The 10394-nt window shown below is 71.9% G+C and carries 13 protein-coding genes; 6 read left to right on the forward strand and 7 right to left on the reverse strand.

Features of this window, described 5'->3' with window-relative positions; translation table 11 throughout:
• The first annotated feature begins 1 nt into the window (after position 1).
• The 3 genes from GPA10_RS02150 (at position 2) to GPA10_RS02160 (ending at position 1395) form a co-directional block, all read left to right on the forward strand.
• Positions 2 to 283 (forward strand): DUF397 domain-containing protein, encoded by a 282-nt coding sequence (locus tag GPA10_RS02150; RefSeq protein ID WP_157163951.1) that lies wholly within the window; start codon positions 2 to 4, stop codon positions 281 to 283.
• 80 nt (positions 284 to 363) lie between these two features.
• Positions 364 to 909 (forward strand): Uma2 family endonuclease, encoded by a 546-nt coding sequence (locus tag GPA10_RS02155; RefSeq protein WP_157163952.1) that lies wholly within the window; start codon positions 364 to 366, stop codon positions 907 to 909.
• 126 nt (positions 910 to 1035) lie between these two features.
• Positions 1036 to 1395: a hypothetical protein gene (locus tag GPA10_RS02160; protein ID WP_157163953.1), complete on the forward strand. Its 360-nt coding sequence runs from the start codon at positions 1036 to 1038 to the stop codon at positions 1393 to 1395.
• Here the strand turns inward: GPA10_RS02160 and GPA10_RS02165 are convergent.
• The 5 genes from GPA10_RS02165 to GPA10_RS02185 all read right to left on the reverse strand — a co-directional run bounded on the left by GPA10_RS02165 (position 1383) and on the right by GPA10_RS02185 (position 5604).
• Positions 1383 to 2339: a LysR family transcriptional regulator gene (locus GPA10_RS02165; protein ID WP_343040203.1), complete on the reverse strand. Its 957-nt coding sequence runs from the start codon at positions 2337 to 2339 to the stop codon at positions 1383 to 1385. The two genes, GPA10_RS02160 and GPA10_RS02165, sit on opposite strands and share 13 nt — an antisense overlap.
• 131 nt (positions 2340 to 2470) lie before the next feature.
• Positions 2471 to 3109, reverse strand: coding sequence for a hypothetical protein (locus GPA10_RS02170; RefSeq protein ID WP_157163954.1), 639 nt, complete (start codon positions 3107 to 3109; stop codon positions 2471 to 2473).
• A 106-nt stretch (positions 3110 to 3215) separates the two neighbouring features.
• Positions 3216 to 4409, reverse strand: a complete 1194-nt coding sequence (locus GPA10_RS02175; RefSeq protein WP_157163955.1) for a glutathionylspermidine synthase family protein — start codon at positions 4407 to 4409, stop codon at positions 3216 to 3218.
• Between the two features lie 25 nt (positions 4410 to 4434).
• Positions 4435 to 4812, reverse strand: coding sequence for a hypothetical protein (locus GPA10_RS02180; protein ID WP_343040205.1), 378 nt, complete (start codon positions 4810 to 4812; stop codon positions 4435 to 4437).
• Positions 4813 to 5130: 318 nt separating this feature from the next.
• On the reverse strand, positions 5131 to 5604 hold the full coding sequence (locus GPA10_RS02185; protein ID WP_058848210.1) for an RrF2 family transcriptional regulator: 474 nt from the start codon (positions 5602 to 5604) through the stop codon (positions 5131 to 5133).
• Between the two features lie 89 nt (positions 5605 to 5693).
• On the opposite strand from GPA10_RS02185, the gene GPA10_RS02190 reads away from it, so the two are divergent.
• On the forward strand, positions 5694 to 6449 hold the full coding sequence (locus GPA10_RS02190) for an SDR family oxidoreductase (RefSeq protein WP_157163956.1): 756 nt from the start codon (positions 5694 to 5696) through the stop codon (positions 6447 to 6449).
• 107 nt (positions 6450 to 6556) lie between these two features.
• Here the strand turns inward: GPA10_RS02190 and pdxR are convergent, their stop codons facing one another.
• Complete coding sequence (gene pdxR / locus GPA10_RS02195) at positions 6557 to 7984, reverse strand: MocR-like pyridoxine biosynthesis transcription factor PdxR (protein ID WP_157163957.1); 1428 nt, start codon at positions 7982 to 7984, stop codon at positions 6557 to 6559.
• A 47-nt stretch (positions 7985 to 8031) separates the two neighbouring features.
• Between pdxR and GPA10_RS02200 the strand changes: the two genes are divergently transcribed.
• Both GPA10_RS02200 and GPA10_RS02205 read left to right on the forward strand, forming a co-directional pair.
• A complete protein-coding gene (locus GPA10_RS02200) occupies positions 8032 to 8604 on the forward strand; it encodes a carboxymuconolactone decarboxylase family protein (RefSeq protein WP_157163958.1) in 573 nt (190 codons plus the stop codon).
• Positions 8601 to 9335 carry an isocitrate lyase/PEP mutase family protein gene (locus GPA10_RS02205; RefSeq protein WP_343040208.1) on the forward strand — a complete coding sequence of 245 codons (735 nt, stop codon included), beginning with the start codon at positions 8601 to 8603 and terminating at the stop codon, positions 9333 to 9335. Before GPA10_RS02200 ends, GPA10_RS02205 begins: the two co-directional genes overlap by 4 nt.
• A gap of 92 nt (positions 9336 to 9427) precedes the next feature.
• Here GPA10_RS02205 and GPA10_RS02210 read toward each other — a convergent pair whose 3' ends face one another.
• On the reverse strand, positions 9428 to 10393 hold the full coding sequence (locus tag GPA10_RS02210) for an ABC transporter substrate-binding protein (protein WP_157163959.1): 966 nt from the start codon (positions 10391 to 10393) through the stop codon (positions 9428 to 9430).
• Between the last annotated feature and the right edge of the window lies 1 nt (position 10394).

A 10394-nucleotide genomic window follows, 5' to 3' on the forward strand; every position in this document is an offset into this window, starting at 1 on the left:
AATGACGCTGGAGTGGATCAAGAGCAGCTACAGCACGGCCGACGGGCCGTCATGCGTCGAGGTGGCCTGGCGCAAGAGCAGTTACAGCACCGCCGACGGCCCCGAGTGCGTGGAAGTGGGCTGGCACAAGAGCACCCACAGCACGGGCGACGGTCCCGAGTGCGTCGAGGTGGCCCCAACCCCCTCCACCGTCCACATCCGCGACTCCAAGAACCCCGACGGCCCCCGCCTCACCCTCACGCCCACCGCCTGGGCGGACTTCATAGCCCGTCACGCGAAGTAAGCGAACGCACGGGCGGGGCACACCGCCACCGCACAGTGACGCGCCCGGAGGGAACCGTGACCACCGGCCCCCCTGGCTGGATGGCTCCGCCCAGACCGAGCGGCTGGGAAGCCGACGACCTCGACCACCTCCCCCGGGCTCCACGGCACACCGAACTCATCGACGGAGCCCTGATCTTCAGGGCACCGCAGCGGTCCTGGCACTCGCGGCTTGTGGAGAACCTGACGTTCGCCCTGCGGCAGGCGGCACCCGCCGGTTCGGAGGCCGAGCGGGAGATGACCGTCCGCCTCGACAAGAAGAGCCGCCCCGAGCCGGACATCCTGGTCACCACCGCCCCGTACGACCCGGACCGCACGTGGTACGCGCCCGAGGACGTCACCCTGGTCATCGAGGTCGTCTCGGAGGAGTCCGCCGACCGCGACCGGTCCCTGAAGCCCTTCAAGTACGCGCAGGCCAAGATCCCGCACTTCTGGCGCATCGAGGACGAGGCCGGCTCCCCGTCCGTCCACACCTACGAGCTCGACGTCATGACCAGCGCCTACGTGGCCACCGGCATCCACCGGAGCCGGTTGGCGACCGCGGTCCCCTTCCCCGTCGACATCGACCTCGACGGGCTCGTGCCCTGAACCCGGGCAGGGGGCGCGACCGTGGACGGAAGGGGGCGTGCGGCGGGGTGGGTCACTCCCACGCGTAGGCAGGTGCGGGTCGTGGCGCCTTGTCGGCGCCCTGCCTCGTTCGGGACCGTTGCGTTCATGATGAAGCGAACGACTGCGGCCACGGCCCTGGCGGGTGCCGCCCTGCTCCTGACCCCCTTCACGGCGGGGCACGCGAGCGCGACCCCGACGACCCCCGAGGCTCCCGCCACCCGCCTCGCCGCGTGCGAGACCGGCGGCCCCCACACCGACTTCAGGGGCACCGCCATCCACATGCGCAACCGCCCCGGCGGCAGCCACGTCGGCTGGGCGAACCAGGGCGACTGCGCGTACTGGTACCAGGCCGACCCGGGCCCGCGCGTGCAGTGTCCGGACGGCAGCAACACGGTGGCGTGGCAGCTGGTGCAGAACAAGCGGACGGGTGTGGTCGGCTACGTCTCGGCCTGCTACCTGGGCTGATACGTGGCCCAGGACGGGCGCCAGGTCTCCGCGGGCTCCCCGGCCGCGCGGTCCCGCCGGGCGGCGAGGAGGTGCTCGCGCAGCGCGGCGACGCCGGGGTGCGCGTTGTCCTTGTGCCAGAGCAGACAGTGCGGGTAGACGGGCGTCGGGTTCCGTAGGGGGATCAGGCGCAGGTCATGGCCCGCGGGCCACACCAGTGGGGTGCGGTCGCTCAGGAACGTGGACAGGGTCGCCGAGTCCGCGATCGTGTCGAGCAGCGACTCGATGCCGAAGTGCGGGCTCGGGCCGACGACGTCGACGGTGAAGCCGAACACGGCGGCGAACTCGTCGTAGTACGCCGCCCACTCCGTCCCGGACGTGTTGCCCGGCATCCAGATCCGGTGCCCGGCGAGCTGCGCCGGGGTGATCGAGCGGGCCCCCGCGAACTCGTGGGCCGGGCCGGTGAACAGGCTCATCGGCTCGTCGAGTACGGGTACCGCCTCGATGTCGTCGGGCAGCTCACTGCCCGGCATGGTGACCGCACGGAACGTCGCGTCGATCGCCCCCGACTGGAGCGCGGCGACCGCCGCGTCGACGCCGAAGAGGGTCACGACGTCAAGGTCGGTCTCCGGGTGCGCCCGGTGGAAGTCCCGCAGCAGCCCGGCCGTGGCGACCCTGCGGCCCACCACGTCGACGCGCAGCGCCCGGCTCCCCGGCTGCACGGACGCCATCGCGCGCTCCTCGGCCAGGAGCAGCGCGCGGGCGTGCGGCAGGAACGCCTGCCCGTCGATGGTGATCCGCGCGCCCCGGGGTGTGCGGTCGAACAGCCGCACCCCGAGGTCCTTCTCCAGTGCGGCCACCCGCTTGGACACGGCCTGCTGGGTGACGCCCAGTTCGACGGCGGCCTCCTGGAACTGCCCGGTGTCGGCGGTGGCGACGAAGGTGCGTACGGCGTTGAGATCCACACCGCAAGCCTAGCTCCCTCCGCACAACCGCTGGTTGTGCGTTCGTGCTCACCTGTTGTTTGCCGGGCCTCGCGCTCCGCGGCTTGGATTGCGGTGGTCACAAGGCCTGGCGGCAGGGCCTGAAGGCGGCGCTAGCGCACCGCCCACTTGATCGGCTCCTTGTAGAACCCCTGCGAGTACGTCACCGCCTTGAGCGTCGCGTCCGCCGGGATCAGGTACGGCTCGCACACCGTGCGCGTCTCGCCCTTCTTCCAGATGTCGTCGCCCTCCAGGCTCTTCCGGCCGTCGTTGCCGACGCAGTCGGTGGGGCGGCTGGAGAGGTCGCCGATGAGGATGAACTTCGTCGCGGGCCTGCCGGCGGACGTCTCACCGCTCACGTCGCTCATCACCGTCGGCTCCTTCACGGCGGAGCCGCCGACGTGCTGGGCCTTGACGTAGATCCAGGCGACCTTCAGATCCTTGTACTTCTTCTTGTCGTTCAGCTCGTCGAGGTCCTCCGGCTTGCCGAGGGCGACCTTCGTCGGCGTGAGGGAGAACTCGCCGGTCTTCTTGTACTTGCTGATCTCCTGCACCGGGCCGGCCTGCCCGAGCTTGAGGCCCTTCGGCGCCGCGCTCGACTCCGACGCGCCCGCGGCTCCGCCGGACCCGTGGGACCTGCTCTTCTTGCCGGAGCCGCTGCCGCACGCGGCGAGACAGACGGCGGTGAGGCCGGCGACGGCCACGAGGCCGAGGCGCCGACGGTACTGGGTCGTGCGCTGAGTGCTGCTCATCTGTTTCCTGATCCTGTGTTCTGGGTGTGGGGGGGGTTGGTTCTGGGTGTGTGTGGGGGGGTGGTTGGTTCCCAGGGGGGCGGCGCGCGGAAGGAGCGGCCGGGCGTCAGAGGATCACGTGCGGCAGGAACCGCGCGTACTCGTCCGTCACGAGCCCCGACGACTCCCGGATGCCGAGCCCCGCCGCCTCGTCCTCGACGACCCACGCGCCGAGCACGACACGGTTGCCGTCGAAGTCGGGCAGGGGCGCCAGCTCCTGGTAGCAGCAGGGTTCCCGGCGGGGCGGCCCGGAGGGCGGGAGGCCCGGCTCGTGGACCGTCACGCCCGCGCCCTCCCTGCCGAGCAGCGGCTTCGCCACGTACCCGGTGGTCGTGGCGAGGTCGCGCGGCCCGTCGAGGTGGGCGGCGAGGAGGTTCGGGTGCCCGGGGTACAGCTCCCACAGCACCGCGAGGAGCGCCTTGTTGGAGAGCAGCATCTTCCAGGCGGGCTCGATCCACAGCGTCGTCCCCGTACCGCCGCCGTTGTCGAGGGTCTCCAGGACGTACGGCGCGAAGCGGTCCGTCGTCAGCCACTCCCAGGGGTACAGCTTGAAGCAGGAGCGGATGAAGCGGAGCTTCTTGTCGACGAAGCGGCGCGAGAGGCGGTCCCAGCCGATGTCCTCCACGGAGATGGCGTCCGTGGCGAGGCCCGCCTGGTCGGCGGTCTCGCGCAGATACGCGACCGTCATCAGGTCCTCGCCGAGTTCGTCGCCCGCGGAGTGCGCGAAGTAGAGGGGGCTGCCGGGCGGCAGCAGCGGGGCCTGCTTCCGCCAGGCGTCGACGAGGCGCTCGTGGAGGGAGTTCCACTGGTCGGCGCCCGGGAAGCGCTCCTCCATCCAGAACCACTGCGGGCTCGCCGCCTCCACGAGGGAGGTCGGGGTGTCGGCGTTGTATTCGAGGAGCTTGGCGGGCGCCCCGCTGCCGTCGTACCGCAGGTCGAACCGGCCGTACAGGGAGGGGAGTTCGTCCCTGCGGCGCCACGCCTCCGTCACCAGGGAAGCGAGGTGCGGTTCCGTGATGCCGAGGTCGGCGAGGCGGTCGTGCTCGACGATGTGCGCCGCCGCGGCCAGGCACATGGTGTGGAGCTCCTCGACGACCTCCTCCAGGGCCTCGACCTCGGGCAGGGAGAAGACGTAGTACGCGGACTCGTCCCAGTACGGGCGCAGTTCGCCGTCGGGGTGGCGGGTCAGCGGGTAGATGAGGCCCTGCTCCTCGACCGTCTGCTGCCAGCCGGGGCGCGGGGTGGTGGTGCGGCGTTCCATGGCGCGCTCTTCCGTACCGGGCCGGTCAGCCGCCGCCGGAGCCCGAGCAGCCGAAGCCGTCGCGGTCCACGGCTTCGCTGCGGCTGAAGGTGCCGTCGTCGGCGTAGCGGCCGGAGACGTCGGGGTCGTAGTACCAGGCGGCGTCGACCCGCCCGCCGGAAGTGCCGGTGCTGCCTGTGCTGCCGGTGCCGTGACCGCCGCCCTTGCGGGACGTGGACGAGGAGCCACCGGTCCCGCACAGCTTGCCGTTCACGATCTTGTAGCCGGTCAGCACGTCGTAACTGTCCCGGTCGACACAGCGCTTGTCGGGCTCGGAGCCGCAGGACGTGAGGGCCGCCGCGAGCACGCCCATGGATCCGAGGACGACGGTGCTGGACCGCACCCGCCGCCGACGCACCGGCACCGGGTCCTTCCGTGCCCCTGCCTGTACCTCTGCTTGTACCTCTGCTTGTACCTCTGCTTGTACCTCTGCCTGTCCCTCTGCCATGCCTGGTGACACTCCCCCGTGTCGTACGTCGGCCACGTACTCGTCGGCCACGCGCTCGTCGGCCACGTACTTGTACGTACGCGATCAGCGACCCACCTTAGGGGCGGCCCCGCCGGTCTCCCTCGCACCCCCTCCCCCAAGGCCGCTTCGTGACTCTTGGGACGCTTTGCGCACTCGGCTCGGCGGGAGGCCCCGGAGGCCGGGAGGGCCTGAAGGCGCCGCAGCCGCAACCGATCAGCCGGTTCCCGTCAGGCGTTGCCGGGTCCGCCGGGGCACCCACGACGGCAGTTCACCCAGCAGGTCGGCCAGCGACACGCCCCCCAGACTGCCGCGCCAGGCCGCGTGCGCGTCGGCCATCTTCGCGGCGATGAGGCAGGGCGTCCGGCACTCCTCAGGGGGGAGCGCCCCGCGCCCCTGCTGCCGGATCTCGCGGCACTCGTACGGGGACGACGCACCGTCCACGGCCTCGACGACATCGAGCATCGTGATCTCGGCCGCCTGCCGGGCGAGGCGGAAACCACCCCGTGGGCCGGTCGTCGCGGCGAGGACGCCCGCCTTCACCAGCGGCTGGAGCTGCTTCGCGAGATACGCCTGCGGCAGGTCGTAGTACCGCGCGAGCTGCGCGGCGGACGCGGTGGCCCCGGGCTCCAACTGGGCCAGCGACGTGGCGCAGTGCAGTACCCACTCCGTGCTCACAGGCAGTTTCATGCCATCAGCTTATCTTGGATATTGCGGATCTATTTAGTCCGAGATAGCGTCCTTGGCGTTCAGCACACGTCGAGAGAAGAGGCATCGCCATGCGCATCGCCGTCGCCGGGGCCACCGGCAACATCGGAGCCCGTACCGTCGCCGCGCTCGAGAAGGACGGACACGAGACCGTCCGCGTCAGCCGCTCGCTCGGCGTGGACCTCATGACCGGCGAGGGCCTCGACGCGGCGCTGACCGGGGTCGACGCGGTCGTCGACAGCACCAACTGCAAGGCCACCGACCCGAAGGAGACGGTGGCGTACTTCGGTACGACCACCCGGAACCTGCTGGCCGCCGGCGCACGGGCCGGGGTCCGCCACCACGTCCTGCTTTCCATCGTCGGAATCCACCGCGTCGACGGCAACGCCCACTACGCGGGCAAACGCGAGCAGGAACGCCTCGTCGGCGAGGGCCCCGTGCCGTGGAGCATCGTCCCGGCCACGCAGTTCCACGACTTCGCCGCGATGGTGACGGGCTGGACCGAGCGGAACGGGCGGGCCACGATCGCGCCGCTGCTCGTGCAGCCCGTCGCGCCCGAGGACGTCGCCGCCGTCCTGGCGGAGGTCGCCGTGGGCGACCCGCAGGGGCGGTACGCCGACGTCGCCGGGCCAGGTCCGCAGGACCTCGTCGACATGGCGCGTCGCACGCTCCTCGCGCAGGGCAGGGAGGGGGAGGTCGAGCTGGTGCCCACCTGGGAGGGGATCTTCGGGACCTCGATGGCGGGTCCCGTCCTTCTTCCTGGCGCGGGCGCCCGGATCATGCCCACCTCGTTCGAGGAGTGGCTGGCCTCGCAGGGGCGCCCCTAGGGCCTGTCGGCGCTTCGCGCCTCGTCCTCAAACGCCGGACGGGCTGAAAACTTCGCCGGGGCGGGCTGGGTATTGCGAGGGCGGGCTGGATACCGCGGACCGAACCCTCAAGGCAGCGCCCTGCACAAAGCCTCCAGCGCCGCCCCCCACATATGGTCCGACGGCGTGCCGTAACCGACCACCAGCGCGTCCAGAAGCGGGTCCGTCGCCCCGGGATGCCGGAAGCGGGACACTCCCTGGAGGGCCAGGCGCTGCCAGTGGGCGGCCTGGACCACCGTCTGCTCGCTGCCGGGCGGGAGCCCGAGGACGGCGTGCAGCCCGGCCGCGATGCCGGTGACGCGGACCTCGGGCGCTCGCTCGGCGAGGGCGGCGACGAGCTGGTCGCGCCGCCGCCGGTAGCGCAGCCGGGCGGCCCGGACATGACGGTCGTACGCGCCGGACGTCATGAACTCCGCGAGCGTCACCTGGTCGAGCGCGCTGCTGGCCGCCCCGAGGGCGTCCTTGAGCTCGGCGGCATCGAGGGCCAGGGCGGCGGGCAGCACCATCCAGGCGAGCCGCAGGCCGGGCGCCAGGGACTTGCTGGCCGTGCCCAGGTAGATCACCCGGTCGGGGTCGAGGCCCTGGAGCGCGCCGACCGGCTGCCGGTCGTACCGGAACTCCCCGTCGTAGTCGTCCTCCAGGATCAGACCGCCCGCACGGCGCGCCCAGTCGACGGCCGCCGCCCGCCGGTCGGGGTGCAGCGGCACCCCCAGGGGGAACTGGTGCGCGGGAGTCAGCAGGGCCGCCCCGTGGCCGGTGAGGCCGTCCGTGCGGGCACCGCAGTCGTCGACGGCGAGCGGAACGGTGCGCAGGCCCGCGCGGGCCAGGCGCTCCCAGTGCAGATCGAGGCCGTACGACTCCACGGCGATCCGCCCGAGGCCCTGCTCGTGCAGGAGGGTGCCGAGGAGGCTCAGGCCGTGGGCGATGCCGGGCACGACGACGATCCGGTCGGGGTCGGCGTGGACGCCGCGGGCGCGCGCGAGGTACGCGGCGAGCGCGGTGCGCAGCTCGACGCGGCCCCGCGGGTCGCCGTAGCCGAGGGCGTCGGCGGGCGCGGCGGCGAGCGCGCGCCGGGCCGACCTCAGCCACTCCGCACGCGGGAACGACGCCACGTCCGGGGTGCCCGCCATCAGGTCGTACGCCGGTGCCCCGCCCGTCCGGCGCGGGCGCGCGGGCGCCACCGGACCCGGCACGGCACGCTCGGCGACCCGCGTGCCGGAGCCCTGCCGCGCCGTCAGCCAGCCCTCGGCGACCAGGTCCGCGTACGCGTCGGCGACGGTGTTGCGCGCGACGCCGAGGTCCTTGGCGAGGGTGCGGGACGACGGCAGCCGGATGCCGGGAGCGAGGCGGCCCCCGCGCACCGCCTCGCGCAGGGCGTCGGTGAGGCCCTTGCGGACACCGGAACGCGGGCCACCGGAACGCGGGCCGCCGGAAGCCGCCGCGGCCGGGGTCTCCAGGTGCAGGTCCACACCCAGAGTGGCCCAGGAATCCTCCATGGGAATGGACCATACCCCTGGGCTAATCGGGTCGTAGCGTCGTACGCATGACGAACACCGACAGCGGCACCGAAAGCACTGTGCGCGGCACAGGGAGCGGCACCGGGAGCGGCACGGTCCGCGACGACGAGCGCCTTCCCGAGCACCAGCCCCGTCTCGACATCGCCCGGCACGCCCCGGAGGCGTACAAGGCCATGATCCGGCTCGCCACCGCCGCGAAGAAGGGCGTCGACCCGGTCGTCTTCGAACTGGTGCAGCTGCGGGCCTCGCAGATCAACCACTGCGCGTTCTGCATCGACATGCACTCCAAGGACGCCCTCGCGGCGGGCGAGAGCGTCGAGCGGATCGTGCAGCTCAGCGCCTGGGAGGAGTCCAAGCACTTCTACACGGCCAAGGAGATCGCGGCCATCGAGCTGACCGAGGCCGTCACCGTCCTCACCGACGGCTTCGTGCCCGACGACGTGTACGAGCGGGCCGCGAAGCACTTCGACGACACCGAGCTGGCGCACCTGATCGCGGCGATCACCCTCATCAACGGCTGGAACCGGTTCGCGGTGACCTCCCGCATGGTGCCGGGCCACTACACGCCGGGCTCGACCGCGCACCGGCCCGCCGAGTGACCGGCACGGCCGCGGCGTTCGGCGCGCTGCACCGGGACCGGGCGCCCGGCGATCCGCTCGTCCTGCCCGGACCGTGGGACGCGTCCAGCGCCCGCGTCTTCGAGGAGGCCGGGTTCCCCGCGCTGGCCACGCCGAGCGCGGGCGTCGCCGCCTGTCTCGGGTACGCCGACGGGTCCGTGCCGCCCCGGGAGATGTTCGAGGCCGTGGGGCGGATCGCGCGGGCCGTGTCGGTGCCGGTCAGCGCGGACGTCGAGGACGGGTACGGGCTTCCGGCGCGGCAGCTGGTGGGGCGGCTGCTCGACGCCGGGGTCGTCGGGTGCAACCTGGAGGACTCCTGGGGGCGCGAGGGCACATCCGTGGGGAACCTCAAGGACGCCCGGGAGCAGGCCGACTTCCTCGCCGCGGTGCGGGAGGTCGCCGGGGGTGAGCTGTTCGTCAACGCGCGCGTCGACACGTATGTGCGCGGGGTGGCGGACCTGGACGAGACCGTGCGGCGGGCCCGGCTCTATCTCGCGGCCGGGGCGGACTGCGTGTACGTCATCCTGGCGCCGGTCGACGTGATCCCCGCGCTGCGGGACGCGATCGACGCGCCCCTCAACGTGGTGCATCTGCCGGACGGGCCGTCGCCCGAGGAGCTCGGGGAACTGGGGGCGTCACGGGTCACTTTCGGCCCTGGGCTGCACCATCGGGCGATGGCGGCGCTGAAGGGGATCGCGGAGGGGCTGAGGTAGGACCCGGGGCTCCGCTCCTCGAACGCCGGAGGGACTGAATTCTCAGCCCGTCCGGCGTTCGAGGACGAGGCGCGCAGCGCCGACGGGGGCTGCTACTCGGGCAGCCACGCCCTCCACTTCGACTCGTTCGAGTCGATCCACTTCTTCGCCGCGTCGTCCGGCGACATCTTCTTGTCGGCGATCATGAGCGAGACCTCGTTCTGGTCGGCCTCGGACCACCTGAACTTCCGGAGGAACTCCGCGGCCTTCCCGCCGTTCTTCGCGAAGTCGGCGTTGAAGTACTTCTGGAGCGGCGTGTGCGGATAGGCACACTTGATCTTGGCAGGGTCGGCGTCGCAGCCCTCCTTGTAGGCGGGGAGCTTCACCTCCGTCATGGGGACCTTCTCGAACAGCCACTGGGGCTTGTACCAGTAGGTGAGGAAGGGCTTCTTCTGCTTGGCGAACTGTTCGATCTGGGTGATCTGGGCGGCCTCGGAACCGGCGAAGACGACCTCGTAGTCCAGGTCCAGGTTCGCGACCAGCGCCTTGTCGTTGGTCACGTACGACGGGGAGCCGTCCATGAGCTGGCCCTTGCTGCCGCTCTCGGAGGTGCGGAACCGGTCGGCGTACTTGTTGAGGTTCCTCCAGTCCGTGACGTCCGGGTGCTTCTCGGCGAAGTACGTGGGGACGTACCAGCCGATGTGCCCGGTCACGCCGACGTCGCCGCCGGGGACGATCGTCTTCTTGTCCTTGACGTACCGCTGCTCCTGCTCGGGGTGGCCCCAGTCCTCCATGATCGCGTCGACGCGGCCCTGGCTGAGGGCGTCCCAGGCGGGCACCTCGTCGATCTGGACCTTGTCGACGCGGTAGCCCAGCTCGTTCTTGAGCAGGTACTCGGCGACGGCGACGTCCGCCTGCGCGCCCACCCAGGACTGGACCGAGAGGGTCACGGTCCTGGCTCCGGCGGCGTTCGCGTACGGCGACGCCTGCTTGGTCATGTCGGCGGCGCCGCAGCCGGAGAGCGCGAGGAGCGCGACGCCGGCCGTGACGGCACTCGTGACACGGGTGCGGGCTCGCATG

Origin of the sequence: Streptomyces typhae (genome assembly GCF_009755605.1) — a bacterium.
Lineage (GTDB): Bacteria > Actinomycetota > Actinomycetes > Streptomycetales > Streptomycetaceae > Streptomyces > Streptomyces typhae.

What these genes read in the sequence shown, in the direction of transcription:
- GPA10_RS02210 (WP_157163959.1), bottom strand. Translation starts at nt 10,393, where the DNA reads ATGCGAGCCCGCACCCGTGTCACGAGTGCCGTCACGGCCGGCGTCGCG.
- GPA10_RS02175 (WP_157163955.1), bottom strand. Translation starts at nt 4,409, where the DNA reads ATGGAACGCCGCACCACCACCCCGCGCCCCGGCTGGCAGCAGACGGTC.
- GPA10_RS02190 (WP_157163956.1), top strand. Translation starts at nt 5,694, where the DNA reads ATGCGCATCGCCGTCGCCGGGGCCACCGGCAACATCGGAGCCCGTACC.
- GPA10_RS02185 (WP_058848210.1), bottom strand. Translation starts at nt 5,604, where the DNA reads ATGAAACTGCCTGTGAGCACGGAGTGGGTACTGCACTGCGCCACGTCG.
- GPA10_RS02150 (WP_157163951.1), top strand. Translation starts at nt 2, where the DNA reads ATGACGCTGGAGTGGATCAAGAGCAGCTACAGCACGGCCGACGGGCCG.
- GPA10_RS02200 (WP_157163958.1), top strand. Translation starts at nt 8,032, where the DNA reads ATGACGAACACCGACAGCGGCACCGAAAGCACTGTGCGCGGCACAGGG.
- GPA10_RS02170 (WP_157163954.1), bottom strand. Translation starts at nt 3,109, where the DNA reads ATGAGCAGCACTCAGCGCACGACCCAGTACCGTCGGCGCCTCGGCCTC.
- GPA10_RS02155 (WP_157163952.1), top strand. Translation starts at nt 364, where the DNA reads ATGGCTCCGCCCAGACCGAGCGGCTGGGAAGCCGACGACCTCGACCAC.
- pdxR (WP_157163957.1), bottom strand. Translation starts at nt 7,984, where the DNA reads ATGGAGGATTCCTGGGCCACTCTGGGTGTGGACCTGCACCTGGAGACC.
- GPA10_RS02160 (WP_157163953.1), top strand. Translation starts at nt 1,036, where the DNA reads ATGATGAAGCGAACGACTGCGGCCACGGCCCTGGCGGGTGCCGCCCTG.